This window comes from Lentzea sp. NBRC 102530, assembly GCF_030269365.1.
Lineage (GTDB): Bacteria > Actinomycetota > Actinomycetes > Mycobacteriales > Pseudonocardiaceae > Lentzea.
Genome location: NZ_BSTF01000034.1, coordinates 16,304 through 42,988 on the forward strand (window position 1 = coordinate 16,304; position 26,685 = coordinate 42,988).

Annotated in this window: 32 protein-coding genes; 28 read left to right on the forward strand and 4 right to left on the reverse strand. The window is 69.6% G+C overall.

Going from position 1 to position 26,685, the window contains the following annotated elements; all coding sequences use genetic code 11:
- Positions 1-22 precede the first annotated feature (22 nt).
- From QSK25_RS44200 to QSK25_RS44215, 4 genes are read right to left on the reverse strand one after another with little or no spacing between them, the layout of a single operon-like run.
- Positions 23-1,603: a hypothetical protein gene (locus QSK25_RS44200; RefSeq protein WP_285647591.1), complete on the reverse strand. Its 1,581-nt coding sequence runs from the start codon at positions 1,601-1,603 to the stop codon at positions 23-25.
- Positions 1,600-2,676, reverse strand: coding sequence for a hypothetical protein (locus QSK25_RS44205; protein WP_285647592.1), 1,077 nt, complete (start codon positions 2,674-2,676; stop codon positions 1,600-1,602). The genes QSK25_RS44200 and QSK25_RS44205 overlap by 4 nt, the downstream gene beginning before the upstream one ends.
- A gap of 17 nt (positions 2,677-2,693) precedes the next feature.
- Positions 2,694-3,137: a hypothetical protein gene (locus tag QSK25_RS44210; protein WP_285647594.1), complete on the reverse strand. Its 444-nt coding sequence runs from the start codon at positions 3,135-3,137 to the stop codon at positions 2,694-2,696.
- Complete coding sequence (locus QSK25_RS44215; protein ID WP_285647595.1) at positions 3,134-3,319, reverse strand: hypothetical protein; 186 nt, start codon at positions 3,317-3,319, stop codon at positions 3,134-3,136. The genes QSK25_RS44210 and QSK25_RS44215 overlap by 4 nt, the downstream gene beginning before the upstream one ends.
- Positions 3,320-3,712: 393 nt before the next feature.
- Here QSK25_RS44215 and QSK25_RS44220 point away from each other — a divergent pair, with 393 nt between their 5' ends.
- The 28 genes from QSK25_RS44220 (at position 3,713) to QSK25_RS44355 (ending at position 26,505) form a co-directional block, all read left to right on the forward strand.
- The gene (locus tag QSK25_RS44220) at positions 3,713-4,519 is read left to right on the forward strand and encodes a GntR family transcriptional regulator (protein ID WP_285647596.1); all 807 of its coding nucleotides are present in this window, start codon (positions 3,713-3,715) and stop codon (positions 4,517-4,519) included.
- A gap of 460 nt (positions 4,520-4,979) precedes the next feature.
- The gene (locus QSK25_RS44225; RefSeq protein WP_285647597.1) at positions 4,980-6,944 is read left to right on the forward strand and encodes a hypothetical protein; all 1,965 of its coding nucleotides are present in this window, start codon (positions 4,980-4,982) and stop codon (positions 6,942-6,944) included.
- Positions 6,945-7,027: 83 nt separating this feature from the next.
- Positions 7,028-7,705 (forward strand): type II toxin-antitoxin system Phd/YefM family antitoxin, encoded by a 678-nt coding sequence (locus tag QSK25_RS44230; RefSeq protein WP_285647598.1) that lies wholly within the window; start codon positions 7,028-7,030, stop codon positions 7,703-7,705.
- Entirely contained in the window at positions 7,702-7,926 is a 225-nt protein-coding gene (locus QSK25_RS44235; protein ID WP_285647599.1) for a hypothetical protein, read from the forward strand. The genes QSK25_RS44230 and QSK25_RS44235 overlap by 4 nt, the downstream gene beginning before the upstream one ends.
- A complete protein-coding gene (locus QSK25_RS44240; RefSeq protein WP_285647600.1) occupies positions 7,923-8,651 on the forward strand; it encodes a hypothetical protein in 729 nt (242 codons plus the stop codon). Before QSK25_RS44235 ends, QSK25_RS44240 begins: the two co-directional genes overlap by 4 nt.
- Before the next feature lie 17 nt (positions 8,652-8,668).
- Positions 8,669-9,073, forward strand: a complete 405-nt coding sequence (locus QSK25_RS44245) for a hypothetical protein (protein ID WP_285647602.1) — start codon at positions 8,669-8,671, stop codon at positions 9,071-9,073.
- A 445-nt stretch (positions 9,074-9,518) separates the two neighbouring features.
- Positions 9,519-10,466, forward strand: a complete 948-nt coding sequence (locus QSK25_RS44250) for a hypothetical protein (protein ID WP_285647604.1) — start codon at positions 9,519-9,521, stop codon at positions 10,464-10,466.
- A 159-nt stretch (positions 10,467-10,625) separates the two neighbouring features.
- Positions 10,626-11,726: a hypothetical protein gene (locus QSK25_RS44255; protein ID WP_285647606.1), complete on the forward strand. Its 1,101-nt coding sequence runs from the start codon at positions 10,626-10,628 to the stop codon at positions 11,724-11,726.
- Positions 11,727-11,995: 269 nt separating this feature from the next.
- Positions 11,996-12,451 carry a hypothetical protein gene (locus QSK25_RS44260; RefSeq protein WP_285647607.1) on the forward strand — a complete coding sequence of 152 codons (456 nt, stop codon included), beginning with the start codon at positions 11,996-11,998 and terminating at the stop codon, positions 12,449-12,451.
- Positions 12,444-12,725: a hypothetical protein gene (locus tag QSK25_RS44265; protein WP_285647610.1), complete on the forward strand. Its 282-nt coding sequence runs from the start codon at positions 12,444-12,446 to the stop codon at positions 12,723-12,725. Before QSK25_RS44260 ends, QSK25_RS44265 begins: the two co-directional genes overlap by 8 nt.
- On the forward strand, positions 12,725-13,066 hold the full coding sequence (locus QSK25_RS44270) for an HNH endonuclease (RefSeq protein WP_285647611.1): 342 nt from the start codon (positions 12,725-12,727) through the stop codon (positions 13,064-13,066). The genes QSK25_RS44265 and QSK25_RS44270 overlap by 1 nt, the downstream gene beginning before the upstream one ends.
- Positions 13,067-13,107: 41 nt before the next feature.
- Entirely contained in the window at positions 13,108-13,449 is a 342-nt protein-coding gene (locus tag QSK25_RS44275) for a Thoeris anti-defense Tad2 family protein (RefSeq protein ID WP_285647612.1), read from the forward strand.
- A 3-nt stretch (positions 13,450-13,452) separates the two neighbouring features.
- Positions 13,453-13,785 carry a hypothetical protein gene (locus QSK25_RS44280; protein WP_285647614.1) on the forward strand — a complete coding sequence of 111 codons (333 nt, stop codon included), beginning with the start codon at positions 13,453-13,455 and terminating at the stop codon, positions 13,783-13,785.
- A 293-nt stretch (positions 13,786-14,078) separates the two neighbouring features.
- Positions 14,079-14,606 carry a hypothetical protein gene (locus QSK25_RS44285; RefSeq protein ID WP_285647615.1) on the forward strand — a complete coding sequence of 176 codons (528 nt, stop codon included), beginning with the start codon at positions 14,079-14,081 and terminating at the stop codon, positions 14,604-14,606.
- Positions 14,607-14,902: 296 nt separating this feature from the next.
- Positions 14,903-15,292, forward strand: a complete 390-nt coding sequence (locus QSK25_RS44290) for a hypothetical protein (protein ID WP_285647616.1) — start codon at positions 14,903-14,905, stop codon at positions 15,290-15,292.
- Between the two features lie 11 nt (positions 15,293-15,303).
- Entirely contained in the window at positions 15,304-15,864 is a 561-nt protein-coding gene (locus QSK25_RS44295) for a hypothetical protein (protein WP_285647617.1), read from the forward strand.
- 228 nt (positions 15,865-16,092) lie between these two features.
- Positions 16,093-17,766 carry a terminase large subunit domain-containing protein gene (locus tag QSK25_RS44300; RefSeq protein ID WP_285647618.1) on the forward strand — a complete coding sequence of 558 codons (1,674 nt, stop codon included), beginning with the start codon at positions 16,093-16,095 and terminating at the stop codon, positions 17,764-17,766.
- Positions 17,767-17,778: 12 nt separating this feature from the next.
- Entirely contained in the window at positions 17,779-18,039 is a 261-nt protein-coding gene (locus QSK25_RS44305) for a hypothetical protein (RefSeq protein WP_285647620.1), read from the forward strand.
- 1 nt (position 18,040) lies between these two features.
- Entirely contained in the window at positions 18,041-19,510 is a 1,470-nt protein-coding gene (locus QSK25_RS44310) for an HU family DNA-binding protein (protein WP_285647622.1), read from the forward strand.
- Between the two features lie 58 nt (positions 19,511-19,568).
- Positions 19,569-20,249 (forward strand): hypothetical protein, encoded by a 681-nt coding sequence (locus QSK25_RS44315; protein ID WP_285647624.1) that lies wholly within the window; start codon positions 19,569-19,571, stop codon positions 20,247-20,249.
- Complete coding sequence (locus QSK25_RS44320; protein WP_285647625.1) at positions 20,246-22,666, forward strand: phage major capsid protein; 2,421 nt, start codon at positions 20,246-20,248, stop codon at positions 22,664-22,666. The genes QSK25_RS44315 and QSK25_RS44320 overlap by 4 nt, the downstream gene beginning before the upstream one ends.
- Positions 22,667-22,752: 86 nt before the next feature.
- Positions 22,753-23,157 (forward strand): hypothetical protein, encoded by a 405-nt coding sequence (locus QSK25_RS44325; RefSeq protein ID WP_285647627.1) that lies wholly within the window; start codon positions 22,753-22,755, stop codon positions 23,155-23,157.
- Complete coding sequence (locus QSK25_RS44330) at positions 23,157-23,447, forward strand: hypothetical protein (protein ID WP_285647629.1); 291 nt, start codon at positions 23,157-23,159, stop codon at positions 23,445-23,447. Before QSK25_RS44325 ends, QSK25_RS44330 begins: the two co-directional genes overlap by 1 nt.
- Positions 23,448-23,521: 74 nt before the next feature.
- The gene (locus QSK25_RS44335; RefSeq protein ID WP_285647631.1) at positions 23,522-24,514 is read left to right on the forward strand and encodes a hypothetical protein; all 993 of its coding nucleotides are present in this window, start codon (positions 23,522-23,524) and stop codon (positions 24,512-24,514) included.
- Position 24,515: 1 nt separating this feature from the next.
- On the forward strand, positions 24,516-24,962 hold the full coding sequence (locus tag QSK25_RS44340; RefSeq protein ID WP_285647633.1) for a hypothetical protein: 447 nt from the start codon (positions 24,516-24,518) through the stop codon (positions 24,960-24,962).
- A gap of 54 nt (positions 24,963-25,016) precedes the next feature.
- Positions 25,017-25,343, forward strand: coding sequence for a hypothetical protein (locus QSK25_RS44345; protein ID WP_285647635.1), 327 nt, complete (start codon positions 25,017-25,019; stop codon positions 25,341-25,343).
- Positions 25,344-25,346: 3 nt separating this feature from the next.
- Positions 25,347-26,084, forward strand: coding sequence for a hypothetical protein (locus tag QSK25_RS44350; protein WP_285647637.1), 738 nt, complete (start codon positions 25,347-25,349; stop codon positions 26,082-26,084).
- Positions 26,085-26,094: 10 nt separating this feature from the next.
- Positions 26,095-26,505, forward strand: coding sequence for a hypothetical protein (locus QSK25_RS44355; protein ID WP_285647638.1), 411 nt, complete (start codon positions 26,095-26,097; stop codon positions 26,503-26,505).
- Positions 26,506-26,685: the final 180 nt, after the last annotated feature.

Here is a 26,685-nt window from a genome sequence, read left to right on the forward strand (position 1 = left end):
TGACCCCTGACCTGGGGAAACATCAGACCTTGATCCCGTTGGCGAGTTCGTCCGCAGCCAGGGCCTCACCCCGGTAGGTCTCCGCGTCAGTGCGGAGGTTGACTACCTCGGCACGCATCCGCTCGGCGTCGTCCGCCATGCCCTCACGGCCTTCGTAGGTCTGGGCGGTCCGTTCGAGCTTGTCGGCGTCCTCGTCCTTGGCGTCAGCCTGCCTGCGCAGGGAAGCCGCGGCCTCGGTCAGAAGGTTGATCTTGGACTGGGGAGTTGAGGCGTCTTCCAACGCCGGGACCAGCGATTCCAGGGTTGCTGAGGTCATCCGACTGTCTCCTCTCAGGGCAACAACAACAGGGCTCACGGACCGCGCAGGCACGCTGTCCGCAGTTCGGGGCTTCGGCACGGACGCGCCGAAGGTCCACACGTTCGGCGCGTCCTCGTCAGGCTCGACCTCACGCGTCGGCGCCTTGGCGACCGGGAAGCGCCAGACCGTTGACTCGTCCGCTGGGGCGTCGTCAACCGGCTCGACGTCCTCGTCCTTGGGCTTGCGCTTGAACAGCCCCACGAACGGGGTCTTCAACGCGGTTGCCACCCGGCCGTTCGCGCCAGCGCGCACCTCGTCACCAACGGTCGTCGCCAGGTTGAACCAGAGATCACCAGCCCTGGCGACGTTGCGACGCCACCAGAAGCGGGGCTCTCGTTCCCAGTCGTGTGTCTCGTCCTCGTCGAGGACGGACTCACGACCACCACCACCAGCTGGTGCACCAGCACCACCAGCGCTGGTGGTGTCCTTGGTGCGCTTCCCACCAGCGCTGGTGGTGCTGGTGGACCGTCGGCCACCAGCGCTGGTGGACCGGCCACCAGGCCTGGTGCGCTTCCCGCCAGCGCTGGTGGACCGGCGACGGCCAGGCCGCCAGCGAGAGCCGCGGCCACCACCAGCACCGTGCGCTGTGCTGGCGGCGCTGGTGGCAGCACGACGTCCACCGAGCCGACCAGCCACCCGTCGTCCGGCTGAGGTCGCCTTGGCCTTGGTGTTCCTCCACATCGACCGAGCACCACCAGCGGCCGCCCTGGCGCCCCGCTTGATGCCTGCTGGTGACAACGCCTGGCGAGCACGGGCAAAAGCGCCACGAACACCACCACGTCGAGCACCACCAGCACCACGGCCGCCACGGGTGAGGCGACCACGCAGACCACCAGCCTGGTGACCACCAGCACCAGAACGACGGCCACCACGCCAGCCCCATCCACCAGCACCACGACCACCAGCACCAGCACCAGGTCCACGCCTGGTGCTGGTGCCGCTGGCGCCGCCCCAGGCCTTCACCAGCTGGTGGCGCCAGCGCCAGGCCACCAGCGCCAGCACCACCAGCACCACCAGCCCGATCACCAGCGCCCAGGTGGACACCAGCGCCAGGCCAAAACCACCAGCGGCCACCAGCGGGGGAGCGCACCAGATCACCAGCTGGCGCACCGACACACCAGCTGGCGCCTCGTCCCCCTCAGGTTCGGGGGCGACGGGAGCAGACGCCGGCGTCGACGTCGACCCCGGCAACGGCCGGAGCATCTCGGCAATCGACGGGGTGCCGTCCCCAGCCGGCGTGCTCATGACGCGCTCGTCGGCCACGGCGACGGCTGGTCCAACTTGCCCAGCCCGGCCGCGTGCTTGAGGACGTTGATCTCGGCCAGCATCCGGCCACGCTGCACGGCGTCGTGCGCGACGTTCGAGACGTGCAGCGCGTTGCGCAGACGACGGTCCCGGAACGGCGTCCACTTGCTCGCGAGGGACAGCTTCGCCGCCCGCAGCGCCGCCCGGTCACGGGTCCGCGCGAGGGCGTCACGGTGGTCGTCGCCGAGGCCCAGCACCGAGAGCAGGCGCTCACGCAGTTCGCGGCCAACGCGGGCCCAGGTGGTCGTCCGCTGGTGGGTCGCGCGGAGCTCGATACCCAGCGCCAGATGCAGCATCACCAGGCCGAGCACCGGCCCGAGCGCGACGCGGGCGATACCGTTCCCCAGACCGGACAGCATGAGCGCGGCGTAAGCAGCGAATGCCGTCAGCGCCCACGCCACCAGCCGCGCGTAGCCGGGCTTCCCGTCACGGAGAACGCCAGCACGCATTCCCCAGCCGCACGCGATGAGGGCCGCTTCCATCACCGAGAACAACAACGCCCGCTCGACGACGTTCGTGATGCCGAGCTTGTGCTCGAAGAACCGCCACGACGTGTCGACGCTGACGCCGATGCTCATGAGCGCGACGACGTAGAACCCCTTGTACCCCGACCGCTTGCCCGGCTCGGCCGCCGTTGCCGGCGTCGTGACGACCGGACCGGCCGCCACCGGCTCGACGACGGGCGCGTCGACCACCAGCTCGGCGACGACCGGCTCGTCGACGAGGACGGGAGGCATGATCACGGTGTCGTCGGCCGTCGGCTCCCGCACGACGCTGACGTGTGCGTTGGCCCTGCGCATCGCCATCTTGACCGTGTGGTCGGTGGCCTTGGGGTCCTCGTCGAGCCACTCCAGAAGCGTGGGCCGACCCGGACGGGCCGCGTTCAGCTCGTCGGCGGCCGCGTAGACCGCGGCGACCTTCTGGTCGACCGTCAGGACGGGGTCGGTCAGGACCGCGCCGACCCTCACCTGTAGGTCGACCTGCTCGCCCAGGTTCAAGGCGGGTGTGCTCACCGGAAAGGTTCCTTCCACTAAGAGGGCATGCCGGGGGTCGGCGGTTTGAGGTTGCGAGCGTCGAGGCGCTCCGTGATCAGGGTCGTTCCCCACGGTGACCAGTCGTTGTGTCCGCGGGCCCAGGCGACCACGGTCTCCCAGTTCTGCGGGTTGACCTGCTTGGCCCGGATAGCCCGCGTCCAGCTCTGGGCGGTGGCGATCGCAAGGTTGAAGTCGTGGGCGAACACGGGCAGCAGCCCGATCTCGTCGTCCTGGACCAGCCACCGAGCCATCTTGGTGACCAGCTCAAGGATGTTGCCCGCGTCTCCGCGCTTCTGGACCTGAGTCAGCGGGTAGACCTGCACCCGCTCGTACCGGCAGATCGGCACGGGGTGCAGGTGGGTCTGGACCGGAACCCAGATCAGGCCGTCGTGGGTCGGCACGGGGTAGGTCGGCGGCAGGGAGGGACGGGGCGTCGTCAACGCTTCGCACCCCCGAACAGGACCTTCGCGAAGAGGTTGGCGACGACCACGTTCGCGGTCACAGCGACCAGGTACATGGTCGTGCCGCCGAGGTCGACGAACAGCGGCACGAGCGCCGCCAGGCCGCCCAGCACGACGGACCAGATGAAGATGCGGCGCCGCTTCGCGCCGTTGCCCTTCACCAGAACCACCGTCCCCGCGTGCCCCAGGCGATGGCACCAACGGTGAGAGCAGCGACGCTGCCCCACACCCCGATGCTGATCGCCGCGTCGGAGCTGTCAGCTTCGCGGGCGAGCAGTGCAACGGCCAAAAGGAGGCCGAGCACCCCGAAGATGACGCACAGCGCGGGACTCCGATTGGGGTCTTCGGCACGTCGGTGATCATCCGGGCCTCGTTTGGGTGTACGAATACGCACGGCGGACACGTCCCTTCATGACGGGTCTGCAAGTCCCCAGGGCTGGAGTTCGCAGCTCCGCCCTGGGGGCGCTTCCTATGGGTGATCTTCTGAAGGTATGTTGTAACTGCGGTACCGCAGATGTCAAGCTCTGCGGTACCGCAGTCACCCAAGGGAGGAGATGAGCGAGTTGGACCAGTACCTGCAAGTCGCCAACGACCTCGAACAACGCATCGAACAGCGTGAGTGGGAAGTCGGCGACAAGCTGCCTGGACAGCGCGCACTAGCGGTGCACTACAGGGTCAGCGACCGTGTGGTTCGCGAAGCGCAATCGGTGCTCGCGCTCCGCGGGGTGATCCTCCTGCAGCACAAGAGCGCCGCCGTCGTCACCGAACGGACGCGTCCGCGCGTACCGCTCGACCTCGGCATGTTCGTCCGCCGCAACGAGCTCGGCTACCTGTTCAACCAGCACGCCGGCCACTGGCGCCCTGTCGGCGATCCCGTGCTGGACGTACAGCCTTGCCCAGACGAGATCGCCGACCTGCTGCAGCTCGAGCAGGGCGCTGACGTGGTCGTCCGCCGACGGGTTGTCGGCCCAGGCGAACCCATGCAGGTGACCACGACGTACATCCCGATGACGCTCGCCAGCGGCACGGCCTTGGCCGAGGCGGACACCGGCCCCGGCGGCTACGTCGAGCGACTCGAACAGGACATGGGGTACGGCCCGGTGCGTTGGCCGGTGCAGCACATCGCGCGCCTGCCCAGCGTGGACGAGGCCGCCGACCTGCTCATGCCCAAACAGCTGCCCGTCCTCGTCGAGACGCGGGTCGTGCTCGGCCACGACGACGAGCGCCTGGCCGTCGACGTCGCCGTCCGCGACAGCCGGCGCTTCATGCTCCGGTACGAGCTACACCGCGACGAGTCGGCGACCTGGCCGACGACGCCAGCCACTGGCCGCAACGTGCCTGAGCAGGCGAAAAGCGCATGAGACCTCGCGCGCGTGCGCGTACGTGCGCGCGTATCTACACCAGATGATCATGGTTCCGCAGCAGAACCAGCCGGTAAGAGTCCATTGGGGTGATCAGTGCAAACAGGACGGTCGTGTCTGCGAGAAACGCTCGCGTACCTGGGTGAGACTGCCCGGCATCGCGTCGTTGTGCGGCGTCGATCCGTCCCCTTGAAAACGACAAGGGCCCCAGGGTCGTCCTGACCCCGAGGCCCTGACCTCAGTCCGACGACTGAGGAAGTCGACACGCCAATGGCGGCCAGGCCAGGCGTGTCAGTCCGCTCGTGTCTGCTACACACGTGCGTGACATGGAGGATAGCGGCCTGCTCTGACATTCAGGTACGCCTTACTTCGCGCCACGCCGGGAAAGCGTGGCCGCTGTGTCTCGTTTCACCCTTCCGGTTGAAGATCAAACCGGTGTTATTCCTGGTCAGGCTGCTAGATGAGCGCGCCCGACCGTCTCAATTCGGTTCCAACCGATTGCCTGATCTGCGCGCGCCCAGGCAGGCTGCGCCCTGCTCCGTTCGGAGCTGAGCAGCTCGTCGTCTGTGACTTCCACTGGTGGGAACACGACGGCCCCGTCGCCCACGGCCCCGATGCGGTCGACGACTTCGTCCCCGTCGCCGAGGACCCCAACCCCGTCGCGGACTACCGCGCCGAGGCCCGCGTCTGGCACGACGAGCTCGGCCTCTGGGACCGCACACTCGTCCACGCCGGCGTTCGCTGGGAGCGGCTCCGCTGGCTACCCCGCACGGTGCGCAAGACCCTGTACGACGCCACGGTCACCCGCACGGCACCGGCAGGAACCCGGGCGTGCAACGAGGGCGCCGAGGTCTGGCTCGACGAGTTCGAGCGCTGCGTGATGCGTGAGACCTTCCAGGACCGCAAGGTCACCAAACTGCGAGCCATCGCGCTCCGCTTCGTCGCCTCCGTTGACCGGGCCGGCCGCCCCATCACCCGCGGCGGCGTGACCCAAGACGAGCTCGCCGAGCTCCTTGGCTGCACCGCGCGCTACGTGCGTGAACTGCTCGGCTGGTTCTACGAGCGCGGCCTCCTGGCCGTCGTTGTCGGCGGCACTACGTCCACCGCTGTACTCGACCGCCCGGTCGACGAGCACCCGGACGAGGCCACGGCACGCGAACGCCGCGAGGACCTGCTGCAGCAAGCCCGGCGCCAGCGCCGCGAGGAAGCGATCGCCCACCGCAAGGCCGTCCTCGCCGCCAAGGCCGCAGGCCTGCCCGCCCCCCCCTTGCCTGATTCGTTCGCGCCCTTTCGGGCGGTGGCCGAGCAGGATGACGCGCTGCCTCCCCCGCAGCGCGTCATCCACATCGGCCAGGTCTACGAACTTCGCGTCCCCGAGGGCCCGGAGAGCACGGACCCCGCGTACCCACGGGGAAACCCCGACGAGCTCGCCGCAGCGCGCCAGCGTCGCTCTGAGCGCCAGCGCGAGGCCATCGAGCGGCTCAGGGCTGGCGCCTTGCCGGACGAGCTGAACCCGCTCCGACCTGCGAGTTCGGTCAAAAGTTCCTCCCCATCCGTCTTGGATAAGAAAGAGGAGCAGTTTCCAGTTCCCAGCGGGGTTGTGGATGAACGACGCCCTTCGGGCGGCTCATACGAGAAGGGTTTTCGAGGGGTTCCGGGGGGTCCGAATCAGTCCGGAAGTCGTGCGGCACGTCCCGTACGTGCAGCTCGCCGCCTGCTAGGCCTGCCTCAGCACGGCGAGGCCACCATGTCGGGTGGTGTGCTGCCTGACCAGCTGCGCCGTGGCCTGACCATGTCCAACCTGGCCCGGCTCATCCGCGAGCACGTGCTCGCGGGCTGGACCGACGCCGAGCTCGTCGCCGCGATCGCCTACGACGGCGGCCGCAAGCCGAGCATCGGCGGCGTCGGGAACGCCGGCGGCTGGACCCGAGCGGCGCTGCGCCTCTGGCCTGCCACCGGTGACCGGCCCAACGGCAACACCGCAGTGGCGGCCGCGGCCGCGCGTGCGGAGTTCGCCAGCGTCGAGGACCTGCGCGACGCGGTCGACCACGTCGAGCGTTACAACGCCCGGCGGCACGACGAGCGCCACCGCAGGGCCCACCGAATCGCGATCGACGCCTGTTCGCGCTGCGACGCCGAGGGCTGGACGCCGTTGGACGGCAACCCTGACGTCGTGGTCCGGTGCGACCACGTGCCCGCCGACGACGAGGACCAGGCCGTCGCGCCCGACGAGGCCACGCCGGCAGCCGACGGCAAGGCCGCGGTTCAGGAGCAGTTGGCGGCCGCCGCAGCGCGACGCGAGGAACAGCGGAAACGGCTCGTCGACGAAGCCAAGGCGCACAAGGCAACCCGACACGCCGAACCGGAAACCGGCACCCGATACCGGCCGACGCGACGTCGGCGGCGTTCGTACTGGTGTTCGTGAGGAAACGGAACAGCCTGGCGCGCGCCAGCCTTCACCCAGTAGGTGTATTGCCCATGTTGTCCAACTTAGACAACATGGGCAACATGGAAGACTCTCTCGACCTGTTCGACCAGGTCCCCACGAGCGCGCTCCGCGCGAAGTCCGGGCAGATCATGCGCGGCCTGCAGAACGGCGGCGCTCCCGTCTGCCTCACGAACTACAACAAGACCGTCGGCTACCTGGTCAGCCCTGACCACTTCGAGCCGCTCGTCAAGCTCAACGACATCGTGCGCGCCAACGGCTACCTGAGCAGCAAGCCGATCAACGAGCGCGCGCTCAACATGACGAGGGCCTACGTCCGCGCACAACAGAGCCTGCTCGACCAGGGATCGGTGCACGACAACCCGTTCTACTACCTGCTGCAGGATGCCCTGGGCAGCGCTGCAGAGGACTGGGCACAGAACGTGCTCGAACCCAGCAGGGTGGTGCTGCTGCGCTGGGACGACGGCGTCACGCGGAGCGGTTTCATCATCGAAAAGGTGTATGAGGGCGGGACCTGGGACAGGGATCTTGACCAGCCGACGTCGTCGGCCCGCGAGGCGCTCGTGATCTGGAACAGCCGCATTAGGCATCTGAGGAATGACTTCGGCGGCGTTCCCGGCCGGTATGTGGCCAAGCTGATGTTCGGTGACGACGAGGTGTGCACCTCGCGCGAGATGATCGTCGGGTCCAATGACGACCTCATCACCGAGCAGCCCCGGATAGCTGGTCGTGTCTCGTGAGCGCGCCCGCGTGCGTTCACCCAGGCGCGGCGCTGCTGGGGACGTTCATCCCCGGCGAGACCGAGGACGACACGCAGCTGAGCGTTTCGTGCGCGTCCTGCAAGGCCGTGTGGAACCAGGACACCGTCCCGATCGACGTGCTGGCCGTCGTGGTGAACCGCCTCGACAGCAAGGTCCGCGTTCGTGATGGCCTCGACCCGCAGCAGGTGAGAGGGCTGTGACGGGCGACGAGGCCGCAGTCCTGCCAGAGGGATGCAGCACGGTTGCCGAGGTGTTCGAGTACGGCCAGTGCCACGCGCTGGCGCTGGCGTTGCACGCTCGAACCGGCTGGCCGATCGTCGGCCTGCACAGCTCGAAGTTGGGCGACACCAGCCATTACCTCGTTCGCCGGCCGGATGGACTGCTTGTTGACGTGCGTGGCACGCGCACCGAACAGGAGGTCCTTGAGCAGTGGGACGCCGGATACCCCGGCTTCTACACGGTGCGGGACTACCAGGCTGTGCACCTCTGGGCAGAGGTCCAGCGCGACGACATGGAAGACCCCGCGGACGTGTGGCCGCTGGCGCAGCAGACGGCTGCTCGGCTCGCTGGTGCAGAGCAAGATAGGCCAAAGAGTTCCTCTTTGACCCAGGCGGCCGCGTCAACGCCCGGCCCTGGCAGTGCGCTCGAAGCGCTGCTTCCGCGGCTGGAAGCGGACTGGATGACGCCGGAGTCAAAGGTCAGGTTGCTCCGCCGGACTGCCGAGAACCTCAGCTCGTACATGGCCGATCGGCTGACGCAGGCCGAGAACCTCGAACGCGCCGCCGCTGCGTACGACGAGCGCGGTCTCGACGACCTGGCCGGTTCGATGCGCCGCGAGGCCCAGCGGGTCCGTGAAGACGCGGACCGCGACGAGGCCGAGGCACGCGCCCTCAACGACGTGGCCGCAGAACTGGTCAGACCCTGAGAAGGAGCTCCCCCACCATGTCGAATCCCGCTGGTCCGAAGCGCGTCCACCTGCCCTCGGGCTACTTGCCCTCCGGCAAGCGAGTCCGTGCCGGCTGCTGGTGCGGATGGATCACCACGCCACGTGTCGACCAGCGCCGCGCGCTGGAGGCGCTGCTCAGCGAGCATGGGTTCACCGACCCCGTTTGCAAGCTCTGCGGCGCCGACTACAACGGTCGAAGCTGGGACGAGATCCTTAGTCGTCACGTCGAGATCCTGACCGATCCGGTCAACGAGGACGAGTTCATCGTGTGCCGCCACCTGCCGCAGAGCTGCAGGGACGGTGCCACCCAGCGTCAGCTGCACCTTGACCAGGCGGCTGGTGCCGCGCTGGGTATCGAGATGCCCCGGCCGAAGCTTCGTCTTATCCGACCAAGGCCGTAACCAAAGCTACCGGGCAGTAGTTTCACTCAGTGTGCGCGTGGTCACCCAAGCGCCAGTTCGCCCCACAATCAAGAGGGCCGATCGGTCCGCGTCCCCCCTGGCTAAGGACGCGGGCTGGTCGGCCCTCTCGCATGTTGGTGGCAGCCCGCCCCACGCAAAAGCTACCGCCCAGTAATTTGAGTCGAACGCGTGTTCGTTTCGGCTCCGCTTCGTCCCATATCGTCACCGCGATGTTTGCCGTTTCAAATAACGGCCGTACGGCATCAGTTTTCAGCCTAATGGCCCAATCGGTTTGTCACGCTCGGTACATAAATGCGACTGTGCGCCCAGATGGAGCACCGAGGAGCGTGACCGAATGCGAGAGCCAAGCACGGTCGCCGATCTCTGCGCCGTCCGGGATTGTCCCGCGCCCCACGCGGACGACGTCCAGATCTGCGCCACCCACATGGACCAGCTGGCAAGTGCTCTGGTCCGCATCGTTCGCGTCGAGGATGATCTCGACATCACCATGAGCCGACAGGCCCGGATCGCTAAACGCATCAGCGGCGCCCGGTCGGCCGAACGGCCATCACCGCTCGTCTGGACCGGCAGCGAAGCCCGCCGCGCCCTGGTCGACACCGTGTCCAAGTGGTCACGTTACGTAGCGAACCGCGCGGGTATCGAACTTGACCTCGACGCCGTTGTCGTCCCCCCGCCCCAACGCCACGCACGGGCCCACCTCACCGCCGTGCCCGCCGAGATGGTCGCCCTCTACCCCGAGGGTCCTCACGGGAAAGTCGTCTACCAATACCGCGACGCCCGCCGACACGACGACCCCGCGAGCCTGCCCTACCAGCCCGGCCCCGCCGCCCGCGCCGCTCGCTGGTTGCTCGCCCACCTCGACCTCGCCCACCAGGCCCTCGACGCTGGCGAGCTCGTCGACGAGCTGTCGTTCATCGCCGGCCGCACCCAACACGTGATCGACCGCTCCCCGGCCCGCTGGTACGTCGGCCCGTGCGACCTGTGCAGCACCAGCATGTACGCCCCGCCGGACGCCGAGCACGTGCTCTGTCCGAACCCCGACTGTGTCACCACCACCCAGTTGGCCGATCAAGCTGTCCGCACCTCTTACGACGTGCGGAAACGCCGCGAGTGGCTGCTCGATGCGGCCCAGGACTACATGGTGACGGCCGCCGAAGCCTCCCGAGCGGTTCCCATGCTCGCGCCTCCGGGTACAAGGTGGAACTACTCCACCTTCCGTAGCGCGCTCGGCAAGGAGGTACACCCAGACCGCACCCATCCAGACGGCAGGCCTCGGTACCGGTTGGGGGACTGCATCGCCTGGGCACAAGCCAAATCCGAAGCGCGCGCCGTCGGCCAGGACGGCGATGCGCACGATGGGGAGGCTGCTTGACCAGGCCGCTGACCTGCTGCGACACTCTCACGCAGTGAGGACAGCTATGCCTCACGTCAAGTAGCCCCGCGAAGCCCCCAGGCACCACCCCCTCGGTGCCGGGGGCTTCGCCATGTTCAGGGCTCGACCCACCCGCAGCGCCGCAAGGAGGTGTCTGCCGTGGTGCAGACGAGCGCGAGATGCTGGGCCGACGAGTGCGAGCTCGCCGCCACGGCCGGCCACCTGTGCGACAACCACACCGGCGCCCTGTTCAAGGCCCTCACGCGCGTGCCAGCGCTCGAAACCGAGCTCGCCGTGACCATCGCCCGCCAGGACCGCCTGCAGGCCGCCACAGAGGCTGGACGCTCTGCCGCGCGCCCTCTGCCGTTTTCCTGGAACGGCGCCGAGGCCGAGTTCGCCCTCGGGCACACGATCGCCACGTGGGCTGGAGAGCTCGCCCGCACGCTCAAGCTCCCACTCGACCAGTTCGGCCATCCCGTCGCCCTCGCCGCCGAGCAGGTTCCCCCGACGCCCCGGCACGCGCGTTCGCACGTCGTCGCCGTGCCGACCCGCATCGTCGAACGTGAGGCCAAGACCACCGACGAAGACGGCAAGGTCACCGTGGAGAAGGTCGTTCAGGTCACGCCAGCGCGCTACCACGACGACCCCGCTGCCATCGTCCCCGCCGCAGGCCTCGCCGCCCGCGCCGCGAGCTGGCTCGCCCGCCACCTCGACGAGCTCGTCCGCCTGGTCGACGTCGTCGACGCCCTCGACGAGATCACGCACGTGGTCGGCCGCACCCGGCACGTGATCGACCGCGCCCCTGCACGCTGGTACGTCGGCGGATGCGACTACTGCGGAACCGCCATGTACACGCGCCCTGGCCAGGCCCAGGTTCTCTGCCCGAACGACGAGTGCCTGTTCCTCATCGCCCCGGCCTCGTGCTCCATCCACCAGGAACCGGGCGAACAGTGCACCAGTCGGTGCACCATCCACGAAGCGCAGTACTCCCGCACGAGCTACCTCGTCGAGGAACGCCGCGAGTGGATGTTGGCGGCCGCCGAGGACTACCTCGCGACCGCGGCCGAGGCCACCGCAGCGCTGCCCCTGCTCGCGGACACGACGATCAACGTCAACACCCTCCGCCAGGCCGCCCGGTGGCGCGGCAAACGCCCACCAGAGATCGAGACCGACCACACCCACCCCGACGGCCGGCCCCGCTACCGCCTCGGCGACGTCCTGGCGCTCGCGCACCGGATCGCTGAACGACGTGCCGGCTGAACCGGTGTTTGACCAGCCCTCCCACCACGTGTAATGGTTGTTTGCAGTGAGGCGAGCTCTGCCCACAACACACCTCGGACGACCCCCGCAGCCACCGGCGCGGGGGTTTCGTCGTTTGCAGGGGTTCAACCTCGCCCACACCAACCAGCGCCGGGCCACGGGTCCGTAGACGCCGCGGCGCCGCCGTGGCCCGGCGCTCCCCATCGCGATTCGCGATTCACGAATCAGGGCCGCACGACGTCGACCCACACCCCGCCTAGGAGGTCGTCGTGGCCCCTGTCCCTGCTCAGCCGACGCACACCGTCGTGCCCATCACGCTGATGATCGGCAACACCGCCGTCAGCCTCGGCAACCTGCAGGTGCCACTGCACGCCCGCACCGACGACGAGCTCGTCACCGACGGGCCGCGTCTCGTCGACCACGCGGCCCGCTCCGCACTGGCCAACCTGTTCCGCACCGCGGCCGCGGTCATCGAGGAGAAGACCCACGGCCAGTGGCCACGCCAGGCCTGGTGGGTCGGCGACCGGGTGCCCCTGCCCGGCAGCCGCGACCACGGCGTCGTGGTGCAGGTCGACACCCGCAACCGCCGCTACTTCGTCGACACCGGCAAGACCAAGCCCGTGCCTGTGCGCTGGGGCCAGGTCGACCGGCTCGCCGCCCCGTGCAGCCTCTTCCCGCACCACGCCCTGTCCGCCCTCGCGATGCACGCCTACGACCATGAGTGAGGTGGACGTGATGTTCACGCAGCGCCAGCGCGACCGCCACCGCCTCGCGTTCGTGCAGACCCGCCTGGCGGACGTACGCGTCGAGCAGAACCGCCGCATCGCCCGCGCTGTCGACACCATGACGTCGCAGCACTACGGCGACCCGGCTGACCCCGAGGCATCCCGCGATGTGTGCGAGGTGATGGGCCAGGCCCGCCAGGCGGTCAAGGTCCTCGACGACTACCTCGACGAGTGGGCGGCGCTGCGTCAGCGGCTCGGCCTGGCCATCGGCTGATGCCGCTCCGGCCCTGCCTCGGCCTGCCCGAGCAGCCCTGCCTCGAGCTCACCACCGCGAGGCGATGCCTGTCCTGCGCCGCCGTCGTCGACCGCGGCCGCACCCAAGGCAAGCGCGAACGCAGGCCGTACACCCACGCAGAACGGCAGCGCCGCGCGGCCGCCGTCGACGCGCACGTCGCCGAGCACGGGCCGTGGTGTCCAGGCTGGAGCGTGCCCGCTCACGAGTCGGACGACCTCACCGCGGACCACGTCGACCCGGTCGCAGCCGGCGGCGCCGAGGACGGTCCGCTGGGCGTGCTGTGCCGCACCTGCAACGGACGCAAAGGCGCACGCCGCTGACCAGAGCACCTCTTGCACTCTGCCCACTCGCGAGGTGAACCGTGCATTCGTCCAACAACGAGGGCTCCGAGATCGGCGTCGTGATGGCCGTGCTGAAGATCGGTGCCACGGCACGACGGCAGGCCTGGCCCCGCGACGAGTGGCTCGTCCTGGTCCCTGGCTCCACCATCACCGTGCAGCGCGACCGGCCGCTCGGTCTCGCGCTGCCCGAGCTGGTGGGCGAGCAGATTGCCTACTCGCCACACCTCGACGTGGTCCAGCCCGATGGGGTCGTGGCGTCCTGGTCCCCGACACACGAGGACCTGCTCGCGACCGACTGGGTATGGCGGCCATGCATCGAGCCTGGGCCCGACCCGCAGGCCCCAGACCCTTGGGAGCGCTGAGCAATGGCTCGCCACATCCGCAAGCGTGGTGCCCAAGCAACGGTGCTGGAGTTCTACATCTGGCCGTTGGGGATCGGTACACCGCACTGGTTCGACAACGAGCACGGCGAGTACCTGCAGTCGCGCTCTCCGCTGTGGCTGGCCTGGGCTCACACGCGGAGCTACCTCGAACGGTGGCGCGTCGTGCGTCTGCGATGCACACACTGCGGTGAGGACCTGGTGGGCTGGCCCACGAGGTCGAGCCCTCACCCGTGCGACTGGTCGGCTGCCTGTCCTCCCCGTCGGTGGTGGCTCAGCGCCCTGACCTCGTGGCTGAGGACCAGCACCAAGCCCTAGGCCATATGGGGTAGCCAGTGCGGTTGATCCACTTTAGACAACGCTCTGACCTGCGAAAACGCACATAACCGCAGGTCAGGGGCCCGCCCCCCTGATATCCCTCTGACCTGGGCTTTCGCGACCCCGCGTTTAGCTCCCTTTTTCTGTGTACGGGTCTGGGGGTTTTCCGCGCGAAAGATCATCGGGCGATGCACATCACCTAGAAGCTATATCCGCAGTTCAGAGGGGGTGTGATGGCCGGAATGGGTCCGGAACCGTCTGGACACGCCAGACGACGCAACGCGACGGTCGCGATGACCAAGCTCCCGGCCGAGGGACGCCTCGACCCGCCGCCGCGGTTCCCGCTCAAGACCGACCTCGTCCTACGAGCCCGGCTCACCATCGCCCGCGAGCGCAAGGCCGAGCTTGAGGACGACGCCGAGGCCGGCCGCAAGGTCAGTCCGGACAAGCTCGACGCCGCACGCGAGCGCGTGCTCGTCCTCGAGGAAATCATCGCCGGGCAGGACGAGGCCGAGGCCGAGCTCTGGGCCGAGCTCTGGGGCACGCCCCAGGCCGTCGAGTGGCACCGGCAGAAGTGGACACGCGAAGTCGCGATGTACGTCCGCTGGTCCGTGCGCGCCGGCGGGGGAGACCTCGACGCCGCGAAGGAAGCACGGCAGCACGCCGATCGGCTGGGCCTCACGCCGCTGGCCCTGCTCCGCTTGCGGTGGCAGATCGTTCGCGACGAGGTCGCCGACCAGCGCACCCAACGCACGCAGCCCGCGGCCGCGCCACCGGCGCCGACCCGGCCCAGACTTAAGGCGGTCGACGATGCTGGCTGATCTCACGCGGTTGTCGGTGTGGCTTCGTCCCCTGCCGACGCCTGAACCTGACCCGGCGCGGCTCTCGTGGGCCGTGTTGTCGTCGTGCTGCGACGCCCCCGTCGTCCAGTGCTACGAGTGGTTGCCGGACGTGTTTCCGGTGACGTGCACCGGATGTGGCCTTGAGCTGGGGGCCCCCGGTCGCGAAGACCTCGACCTCGCGCGCGGGGACCTTCCGTTCGAGCGACCTGGCGGCCTGCCGGTGCGGCACCGTGGGCACGACCGGTGTTGGTTTCCGGTCCCCGAGGCGGATCGCCATGCCTGACGACGAGGTGCCGCGCGACTGGCGCGGGACGCCAGTCGTCGAGGGCGCGACCGTGATCTACGGCGCCTCGGTCGGCCGGTCCGTCGCGATGGTGCAGGGCATCGTCAGCGGGTTCACTCCGTCCGGCCGCGTGTGGGTCGACGTCGTGCACCGTGCCTACGGCGCACGCGAGCGAACGCCCTCGGTCCACGTTGGCGCAGACCGGCTCACGGTCGTGACCGAGCTGCCCCCGACCGAGCTCCCCACCGAGGCCGAGCTCGCGGAGCAGGAACGGGCCCGGCGCGAGGCCTACCACCGCGAGCAGCTCGCCGAGCTCGGCGACGACGCGCCGCCCGAGCTCGTCGCCTACCACCAGTCCCGTGTGGAAGCGTTCAGCCTGTGACGGGAGGAACGATGCCGGGTCCGCTGTTCGGTGACTGCGACGACGTGGTCACGGCCAACCTGTCGCCCGGTGGCCTCCTGTTCAGGGAGAGCGTGGTTCGGCGTGCGTTCGAGGAGCTCCGCCAGGACGTCGCCCGCGGCCTCGACGAGCTGTGGCAGTGGACGCCGCCCTGGGAGCCGTCGCGCGAGATCCTCGACGAGATCCGCCGCGAGGCCGGCGCCCTCGACGAGGACCAGGCCCCCGCCGCCCCGTCCTACCCGTCCGACGAGGACAAGTGGTGGATGGCCCGCGTGACTGCCGAGGAAGTGCGACGCCAGGTCACGAACCACCGGTGGGGCCAGACCATCGACGAGTCCCACCACTTCCGGTTCACGCCGCCGGTGTTCACGCTCGACCCCGACGAAGTCACCGAGTGGGTGCGGCGTGCCGTCTCCGTCGAGCTCGCCGAGTGGCAGGTCGAGTGGATCAAGGCCACATACGGTCCACGTTCTGTCGACGGCCGTGAGGTACCGGCCCGGTTCTACCTGAACGGCGTCGCGAGGCGGAACGGACGAGGCCCCGGTAACCGCTAAGCGGTTCCGGGGCCTGCGCGTTCTCGTCGAGATCCTCGCCGGTTGCGTGCCATCCGGCGCACCCCCGCGTACGCGGGGAGTCGCACGATTCACTGGGACGTCTGTCCCTTCCACGCCCAAGGGCCACCCCCGCTCACGCGGGGAAATCGTGCTGCGCCAACGGTAGCAGCGCCCGCCGATGCCGCGAGGCAGAACCGCCCGATCGGGGTGGAGCGCTGGGGGTGAGTTATGCCCTGGCGTGGTCCGGAAGAGAAGGGCGAGTTTCCGACCCTCGGCTACCAGGTGGCCGAGTGGATCGAGGCGAACTGCATCATCCCCGACGGCCCCCGGATGTATCAGCCGTACAAGCTCACCGACGAGATGACCCGGCATCTCCTGTTCGCTCACCGGCTCCGCCCGGACGCGCGGCCTGGGGACGACACCGACGCCAACGTCTACTCCGGCACGCAGCTTGTCCGCCCGCAGAAGTGGGGAAAGGACCCGTTCTCGGCGACGCGGTGCCTGGCCAACGCGTTCGCGCCGATCATCTTCGACGGCTGGGACGCGCACGGCGAACCCGTCGGCCGGCCGCACCCGTCACCGTGGATCGCCATCGCCGCGGTGGCGGACGTGCAGACGGACAACACGTACCGGCCGATCGTCACGATGCTCGAACACGGGCCGCTCGCGGACACGCCAGGGCTCGACGTCGGCGACACCCGCACCAAGCTCCCCGGCGTCGGGTGGATCGACCCCCTGACCTCGAACGCCAAGTCGCGCCTCGGCGGCCGCTTCACCTTCGTGTCGATCACCGAGTCCGGTCTGCTGACCGGCACCACCCCGACCGGCGGCGTCACGTTCGCCCGCGCGATCAAGCGCAACGTCGGCGGCATGGGCGGCCAGTGGTTCGAGATCACGAACCCCTGGGACCCAACGGAAATGTCGGCCGCTCAGCTCACGTACGAGGCCAAGGCCGAGGACGTGTGGATCGACTACCGGCAACCGCGCGTTGAGGTCGACATCGACGACTCGGCCGCCGTCGAGCGTGAGGTGATCTACCTCTACGGCGACAGCGCCCGCGCGAACGGCGGGTGGGTGTCCGAACGCCGCATCCGCCAGGACGTCCAGAACAAGGCGATGGGCGAGGCCGAGGTCCGGCGGTTCTACCTGCAGGAGATCATCGGCGGCGCGAGCTCGCTCGTCGTCCCGGCCCAGTGGCAGGCCCTCACCCGGCCGTTGCCCGGCGAGCTCGACGTCGACCCGCTCAAGCCCAAGGAGCCCATCACCCTTGGGTTCGACGGCAGCCGCTCCAAGGACGCCACGGCGTTGATCGCCTGCCGCATCCGTGATGGCCGCCTGTTCCGGCAGAACATCTGGGTGCCGGCCGACCACGGCGGGATCGTCCCGCGTGCCGATGTGCACAAGACCGTGGTCGACGCGTTCGAGGCCTACGACGTGCGGTTCATGTTCGCCGACCCGTTCAAGTGGCAGGAGTACTGCCTCATCTGGTCCGGCCTGTTCCCCGACCAGGTCGTCGAGTTCCCGACGAACATCGAGACCCGCATGGACACCGCGTTGCGGTTGTGGCAGGAGGCCTACCGCCACGGCGACCTCACCCACGACGGCGACGAGGTGTTCACGCAGCACGTCCAGGCCGCCGCGGTGGTCAAGGGCAAGCGCAAGCCCAACCGCGAGGACGAGAACGGCATCCCTGAGTACTACCTCCGCCTCGGCAAGAAGCGGAAGGACCAGCTCATCGACGCCGCCGTCGCCGCCGTCCTCGCCTACTACGCCCGCGGTGTCGCGATCGAACACGGCGCGCTCAACGAGAAGACGGCGGCACCCGCGGCCGCCAACACAGCACCCGTCGACCAGGGCCAGGCCGCGAACTTCTTCCGCCCGTCCGGTCGGCTCCAACTGTAGGGAGTGCCCCGCATGGTCACGCTCACCGTGCCCGCGCCCTCGCGCGAGCTCACCAGCAACCTGTTCGGTCTCGTCGGCGTCGTCGGCCTGGTCCTCGCCGTCGGCGGCCTCACCGGCTCATGGTGGTGGTCGCTCGCCGTCGCGTCGCTGGTGTGCGTCGGGTTGTCGTGGCTGGGCCACGTCAAGGCCCAGGCCGCCGCCAAGCGCGAGGCCGAGTCCCCGGCCGCTGCAGCACCGGCGCCGGCGGCCGCGTCGACCGCACAGGCGGGCTGACGTGGGGTCGTGGTTCTGGCCGGACGCACCGAGTAGGGCGTCCGAGGTCAACGCCGCGCAGCTCGCCGCGACCGGCGCGTCGCTGGGCGGTCACGGTGTCGTCGACCCGATCGACGGTGACACCGGGTGGGCGCGCATGGGGTCCGGCGGACCGCGCGGGATTCCGTTGTGGACGCTGGAGAAACTCCGCGCCTACAGCGTGAACGCCTACCGCGCCAACCCGATGGCGAAAGCCATCATCGACACGTACACCTCGTTCTGTGTCGGCGATTCCGGGGTGACGTGGCAGGCCGACAACGACGCTGTGCACCGCTACGTCGAAGAGTTCTGGCAGGACCCGCGGAACAAGGTCGGCGAGATCCAACCCCTGATGTTCCGGGACGCGCTGATCAACGGCGAGCAGCTGCTCGAACTGATGGTCGGCACGCTCACCGGCGTCACGCGGTTCTGCCCGGTCGCCGTCGAGAGCATCACCGAGATCACGAACCTGCACGGCAACCCGTTGTGGCCGGACAAGGTCCTGTTCCGCCGCAACGGCACGGACACGTTCCGCCGCATCGCTGCGGTGGACGACCACGACAACCTCCGCGCGGGCCAGGCCCTGTGGTTCGCACCGTGGAAAACCACGCTGATGGACGTCCGCTCGCAGCCGTTCCTGTCGACCGTGCTCGACCAGCTCGACAGCTACGACACCGTGCTGAGCAACCTCGTCGACCGGACCGCGCTCGCCCGCTACCTGGTGTGGACGGTCAAGGTCAACGGCGACGCCGGCGCCGTGGCGACGTTCGTCCGGGAACGCGGCGGCCTGCACGCCCCGCCGTCCGGCTCGATCGAGGTCCACAACGACCAGGTGGAGTGGAAGCCCCAGACCGCGCAGACCGGCGCCTACGAGGACAGCAAGGCGGCCGCGTCGGTGCTGACCGAGGTCGCCGCCGGTGCCGGCCTGTCCAAGGTGTGGCTCGCCGAACCCGAGGACGCCAACCGCGCGACGTCGCAGAGCATGGCCGAGCCGGTGCGCCGGCGGATCCAGGGCGTGCAGGGCGTCTACCTCAACCACGTGCAGGAGCTTGTCCGCTTCGCCGTCGACCAGGGCGTCCGCGCCGGACGGTTGCCGAGGCTGGTCAAGGCCCGCAACCCCAAGTCCGGTGAGGAGTACGAGATCCCGGCCGCCATGTCGGTACGGGTGAGCGGACCCGAGGTCGCCGCCGCCGACGCGCAGATCAGCGCGCAGACGCTGCTGAACCTGGCGACCGGCATCAAGACGTTCATCGAGCACGGCGTGATGACGCCAGAGGCGGCCAAGTTCGCCGCACGCAAGGCGTGGGAGGAGTACATGGGCGTGCCGTACGTGGCCTCGCTCGACTCCCCGGACGCCAACGCCGACGACGTCGCCACGCACGTCGAGGCCACGCAGAAACCCGAAGCGACCGAGACCTCGCCGCTCGCGCGGCTCTCGCCCGGCTACCTGTAGCCGCGCCGCCCCACCTCACCGCCACCCACTTCTTCAACCCCACGAGGGGGATTTCGCCATGCCCGAAACACCCGAAGAGCAGACGCGGCAGCTCGACGTCGTCGAGGTCGACGAGGAGGAGCTCGCCGCCGAGCGCGCCGAGCGCGTCGAGCGCGCGGCCCGCGCCCTCGGCATGAAGACGCGCGAGATCGTCAGCGTGGGGGAGCACGACCCACAGGTCGGCGGCGAGCTCGTCGAGATGCACGACGGAACCCACGCGATCGTGCACGACAACGGCCTCGTGACCGTGTTCAACGGCGAGAAGGTCGACAAGCTCTCGCCCGTCGCGCACGCCCTCAACCCGATGGTCCAGTTCGCCGACCTCGCCAGGGCGTTCGGGCCGAACGTCGGCCGCGGCTCGGTCGGTGCCGACGTCGTCGCCGAGGTCGCCGAGGTCGTCGAGCGCGCGATCGAGCAGGCCAAGAACGAGCTCCCGCCGACGCCGGTCGAGGAAGAGCTCGTTCTCCCGCCGGTCTACGTGCCCACCCCGGCCGAGCCCGTGCAGGTCGAGCCGGTGCTCGAGCAAGTGCCGGACGGCTCCGCCAAGACCGTCATGGAGTGGGTCGGCGACGACGTCGCCCGCGCCCGCCTGGCCCTGGCCGCCGAGGGCGCCCGCCCCGACGGCCCGCGCGCCGGCCTGTCCAAGGACCTCACGGCCCTGCTCGCGGCCGCGGACAACGCCGGGGGCGATGACGCATGACGGACACCCCCACGACGGCCACAGAGGCTCTCGTCGCCGGGGTGCCGTCGTTCGACGACGTGCAGTCGCTCGTCCGCCAGGCGCTCCGCATGAGGACCCGCGCGAGCGGCATCTCGTACGTGTGGATCACCGACATGACGGCGACGCACGTCGTGTACGAGGGCACGGCCGCCGACGGCACGTTCGCCCTGTGGCAGTGCGAATACTCGATCAGCAACGGCGGCGTCACCCTCGGCGACCCGATGCAGGTCGCCCGCGCGTACGTGCCGCTGGTCACCGAGACCGGCGACGAGGGCCAGGCCGACGCCGAGCTCGCGGCCGCGATCGAGTCGGCACAGCCCGGCGAGCGTGACCACCTCACCGGCCACGTGCTCCGCGTGCTCGAAGCGAACAAGGCCACCAGCACCGGCGGCCGCAGCTTCCGCGTGCGGATCATCTCCACCGGGATGTCCCTCAACGGGACCCACTACACCGAGGCCGTGCTCGCGGCCGCAGCGCCGATGTACGAGGGCGCCAAGGCCTACGACAGACATAGGTCCACGGACGAGCTCAAGAGCGGCACCATCGCCGGTCTCGTCGGCCACTACCGCAACGTGACCGCCTCGGCCGAGGGACTCGACGCCGACCTCGTCCTTCTGCCCAGCGCCACGCACGCCGCCGAGGTCCTCGACGCCGCGCTCGCCGCCCAGGCCGACGGACTGAAGCCCACCGCCGGCATCAGTCACGACGTGCTCGGCACCTTCCGCCCGATCACCACCGCCGACGGCAAGACGGCCCGCGAAGCGACCGCGATCACCCGCGTGTTCTCAGCCGACGTCGTCAGCGACCCCGCCGCCGGCGGCCTCGCGCAACGCGTGCTCGCCGGCGGGATCCACCTCGACGTCGCTCCCACCCCGGCACCGGCCGCGGGCCCGACCCCCAGCAAGGAGACCGACATGGCCCAGTCCACGGCCGAGCAGACCCTCAAGGAAGCACTGAAGAACGCCACCCCCGAGCAGCTCGCGGCCGCGGGTGTTCAGCGGGTGGAGGAGAACGCCGCGCCCGCCGTGGTGGCCGCCACCGAGGCCGCGCCCACCGAGACCGTCGAGGCGACCTTCGCCCGTGAGTCCTACTCCGGCCGCGCGCTCATCCGCGGCATGGTCGAGGACGCCGGCCTGCCCGCCGACCTCGTCACCTCGGTGACCGACGCCCTGCCCAAGCAGATCAGCGAGTCCGTGGTCGCCGCGCACCTGGGCAGCCTCAAGACGATGTACGCGTCGCTGGAGCGCGCCGGCCTGACGCCGTCGGTCGGCGGCACGTCCGGCGTCCAGGTCACCAAGGAGTCGTTCGAGAAGAAGCGCGACGCCCTCGACCTGTTCTTCACGCCGAACTCCGCCGGCGGGTACACCTCGTTCGTCGAGGCCTACATCGACATCACGGGCAAGCGCCCGGTCGCGTTCGGCGGGGACTTCGCCCGCAAGATCCTGCGGGAATCCCAGGTCCCGTTCGACTCCGCCGAGCACCAGTCCGAGTCGCTCGACACCGGTTCGTGGGCCCAGGTCCTCGGCGACTCGGTCACCCGGCGCGCGATCGCCGAGTACGCGCGCCCGGATCTGCAGACCTGGCGCCAGATCGTGAGCTCGACGCCGACCGTGACGGACTTCCGCACGCAGCGCGTCAACCGCATCGGTGGCTACGGCGTCCTGCCGGACGTGCTGGAGGGCGGCACCTACCAGCCGCTCACCTCGCCCGGTGACGAGGAAGCCACCTACGCGGTGACCAAGCGGGGCGGGATCGAGATCCTGACCTGGGAGATGATCCGCAACGACGACGTGCGGGCCATCTCGAAGATCCCCACCAAGCTGGGCCTCGCCGCGGCGCAGACCCTCTACCGCTTCGTGTGGGACATGCTGGTCACCAACGCCGCCACCACGTACGACTCCGTCGCGTGGTTCCACGCCTCGCACGGCAACACCTCGGCCGTGGCCCTGTCGCAGACGGGCCTGTCGACCGCGCGCGCCGCGATGGAGACCCAGGCCGCCTACGGCGACAGCTCCGACATCCTCGCGATCCAGCCCAAGTTCCTGATCGTGCCGTCGGCTCTGGGCGAGATCGCCCACCAGCTGTGCACCTCGGCCGTGGCGATCCCGTCGACCCCGGCGGGCCCGTCGAACACGCCGAACTACCACCAGGGCCTGATCCCGATCAAGGTCCCGTACTACAGCGACGCGAACGACTGGTTCCTGTTCGCCGACCCGTCGCTGTGCCCGACGATCGAGGTCGGGTTCCTCGACGGCAAGCAGGACCCGGAGTTCTTCACGCAGTCCGACCCGAACAGCGGGTCGACGTTCGCGGCCGACCGGCTGGAGATCAAGATCCGGCACGTCTACTCCGGAACGGTCCTGGAACACCGCGGCGTGTACCGCGGCACCCAGTGATCGCAGCTTCCCTGACCGGCCCCGCGGCCTAACGCCGCGGGGCCGTCGTCGTCCCTGGACCTTTTCCCTCCGATCGGAGCTTTCCCATGCAGCAGAAGGACCTCGTCGGCGATCAGACGCTGACGATCCCGGTGCTCGGCCAGTCCACGGCGGGCAACGCCGACGAGTGGTCGGGCGTCAAGGTGCCGTTCCGGTGCCGCATCGTCGCCGCGCGGTGGATCCCGGCGGCCGCCGTCACCGCCGACGGCTCGAACTACTTCACGCTGAACCTGCGCAACCGCGGTTCGGACGGGTCGGGCTCGAACCTGCCGGCGTCGCGCTCGTACGCCGCGACCAACTCGACGGCGTTCGTGTCCGAGGACATGACGCTGGGCGCGTCCGGCATCCGCAACCTGGCCGAGGGCGACGTGCTCACCGTCTCCAAGGTCAACACCGGTACCGGCCTGGCCTGCCCCGACGGCGTCGTCCAGGTCACCGTTCAGGCCCGCTGATGGGCGCGGCCGCCGCAACGGCGATCGCACTCACCGGCTCGGACCAGGTCGTCTCTGCCCGGCCCGCGTTCTACCGCGGCGCCGCGATCAGCGAGACGGCCGGATCCACCGCCGTGGTGCGGATCTACGACAACGCCAGCGCCGCCAGCGGAACCCTGCTCGCCACGATCCGCCTCGCCGCGAACGAGACGTTCGACGTGCTGTTCGACGGTTTCGGGGTGCGCGCCGTGAGCGGCATCTACGTCGACGTGGTGTCCGGCGCCGTCGAGGGCTCGATCCGCCTCGGCTGACAGACCGCCGGGCGGGTGGTCGCTGCCCCCGCCCACCCGCCCGGTTCCCAACCTCTCACCCGTGGGGGTTCATCGTGCCCACCAGCCGCGTTGCCCGCACGTCGCGCGCGCAGCTCGACCACACCTTTTTCGACCTCGACGGCGAGACGCCGGCGTCACCGACCGGCACCGTGACCGTGGCCGTCACCGACGCCAACAACACCGCCGTCACAAGCGGAAACGCCACGGCGGCCGGTGACGGCAGGTACACGTTCGTCCTGCCCGGACAGTCCGTCCTCGGCGAGCTCACGGCCAGGTGGACGGCGACGCTCGACGGCACGACCGTGGTCGAGGACGACCTCGTCGAGGTGTGCGGGGCGCACCTGTTCACCCTGCAGCAGGGCCGCGCCGCCGACGCGTCGCTGGCCAACACCACGCAGTACCCGACCGCGGCACTGCGCGAGGCCCGGCTGCAGACCGAGGCCGAGGTCGAGGAGATCTGCGACCGCGCGTTCACCCCGCGCTACCGGCGGCTGGTCCTCGACGGCACCGGCACCGACGAGCTGATCCTCGACGACAACGAGATCCGCCGCGTTCGCGCCGTGCGCGTGGCACCCCGCGCAGACGGCACGTACACGCCGCTGACGACCGAACAGCTCGCCGCCCTGGTCGTCACCCCGGACCGCGTGCTGCGCCGCGTAGACGGCGGCACGTGGACCGCGGGGCGGGGGAACGTGATCGTCGAGTACGAGCACGGCCTCAACGCCCCGGCGGCCGACCTGGTACGCGCGATGCTCGTCCGCTTCCGGTCGTTCGCCAACGTCGGCAAGACCAACACCCCGGACCGCGCGAAGTCCTTCACCACCACGGACGGCACCACGTACCGGGTGACGCTCCCGGACGCCTACCGCACCGGGCTGCCGTTCGTAGACGGCATCTACAGCCGGTACTCGCTGCGCTCCTTGTCGGCCGAGTCCACCGGCTCATCCGGTGGCGGGGGCGGTGGCGGGGGAGCGAGCTCGCCGGCGTCTCGAACGCTCGACTTCAACCCGCAGCACGACTCGATCTTTCACGGGGGGCGGCGCTGACATGGCCGGAACCAACGCAGTCAAGGCCAAGAAGGCCGTCATCGACCTGCTCACCACGACGTTCGAGGGCACCGGGGTCCAGGTCTCCTACCACTACCCCGGCCGCGTGCCGATGCGTGAGCTCGTCCACGCCGGCCGCGCCGAGGGCAGCCACGCGTTCCACGCCATGAAGGGCGGCCGGCCGCAGCACGCGCGCCAGGAAACCATCACGTTCCGCCTGATGGTCGTGGTGGAGCGGCCCGGCGCCGACCCCTACGACGTCGAGCTTCGCTGCGTCGAGATCGGCGAGGAGATCGAGAACGCCCTGTCGACCGCGTTCTCGGTCGGTGGTGTGCCCGGCCTGGAGCTCATCCGCGTGACCGGGGTCGACGTGGACTCGGACGTCGACGACGAGGGCGCGTTCGCCGTCCTCACCTACGACGTGACGACCGTGTCTGTCCTTACCTAGTCGCGCGCCACATCCGTTGCGTCCCTTGCCTTTCTCCTGTCTGGAGCCTGCCCAATGAAGATCAAGAAGTGTGCGGTTGAGGACTGCTACGAGGTCGCCGTCGGGATCTCCCGCTGGGACCCGAAGAAGCGGCCGCACGAGAAGCACTGCCGCGAGCACTACGTCTCCGACGTGATGGGCGAGCCCGTCGTCGCCGAGGTCGTGGGCGAACTGCGGATCACGGACTCGATCACGAACGAGTCCGTCGACCCCGGCGAGACCGTGCGGCTCGACCCGCTGCAGGTCAACGTCATGCAGCTCGTCTACGCCGGACACATCAAGGTCCAGCCCGCGAAGCCCGCGAAGCCCGCCAAGGCGCCGGCGTCGCAGAAGGCGGAGTGACCCGTGGCCACGCACGTCGCGCTTGACGTGACTACGTGGCTGGGCGGCTACGACCTCACCGGCGACTCGAACCAGACCCAGACGACGTTCGAGGTCGACGCCCTGGAGGACACCCGGTTCCGGATGCGCGGCCGCTCCCGCGTGGCCGGCCTGGAGACCGCGACCACCTCGGTCAGCGGGTTCGCCGTCTACGGCGACGGCGAGGTCGACGACGTCGCGTTCGACGGCCTGGCCACCGCTCAGCCGCTGTCCCAGTCCGTCGACGGCGAAGAGGAGAGCGTCGCCTACTTCTGGCAGGCCAGGACGTTCAACTACCAGACGTTCGGCAACGTCGGCGAGCTCGTCCCGTTCAGCCTCAGCGCCCAGTCCGGACGCGGCGCCGGCAGCGTCCGCACCGGCGGCCGCGTGCGCGGCCGCGTGCTCAAGACCAACGACGCCGTGGTCAGCGCCACCGGCGCCACCGGCACCGCGTTCGAGCTCGGCGAGGTCGACGCCGGCCGCTACCTCTACGCCGCGTTCCACGTGTTCAGCGCCGGTGCCTCGATCACCGCCGTGCTGGAGTCCGACGAGGACGACACGTTCGGCAGCGCCACCACCCGGATGACGTTCGGCCCGATCACCGCCGTGGGCGGGGTCTGGGGAACGCGCGTCGCCGGCCCCATCACCGACACCTGGTATCGCCTGCGCGTGACGGCGATCTCCGGTGACTTCGAGCTCGCGTGTGTCGCGGGCATCAAGTGAGGAACCCGCCGTGAGCCTTGCATTCATCGACGCGCGCGTCGAGATCAACAGCGTGGACGTGTCCGACTACGTCACCAACGTCAACCTCCCGCGCGAGTTCGAAGCGCTGGAGGACACGGCGATGGGCGACGTGGGCCGCTCCCGGATCGCCGGTCTGGAGGACTCCACGATCGGCATCCAGTTCAACCAGGACTTTGCGAACTCCGCGATCGACGCCACGCTCGCCGCGGCGTTCGGCGGGGTGATCGTCATCAAGGTCCGGCCGACCACGGCGTCGATCGCCGCCACCAACCCCGAGTACGTCGGCTCGTACCTGGCCAACCAGCACAACCCGTTCGGCAACGGCGTGGGCGAGCTCGCGACCACCGGTGTGTCGTGGCCGCTGTCCGACCCGACCGGCATCGCGCGCAACACGAGCTGACCCCGTGGCGCGGGTCGAGATCCGCGGCACCGCGGAGTTCAAGGACCTGGCGCGCAAGCTCAAGGCCGCCGGTGAGAACAAGATCGCCCGCGAGCTCGGCAAGGCCATGCGGGCGACCACCGCGCCGCTGGTCAACGAGGCCAAGAAGAACGTCCGCGCGCTGCAGATCAAGGGTGATGG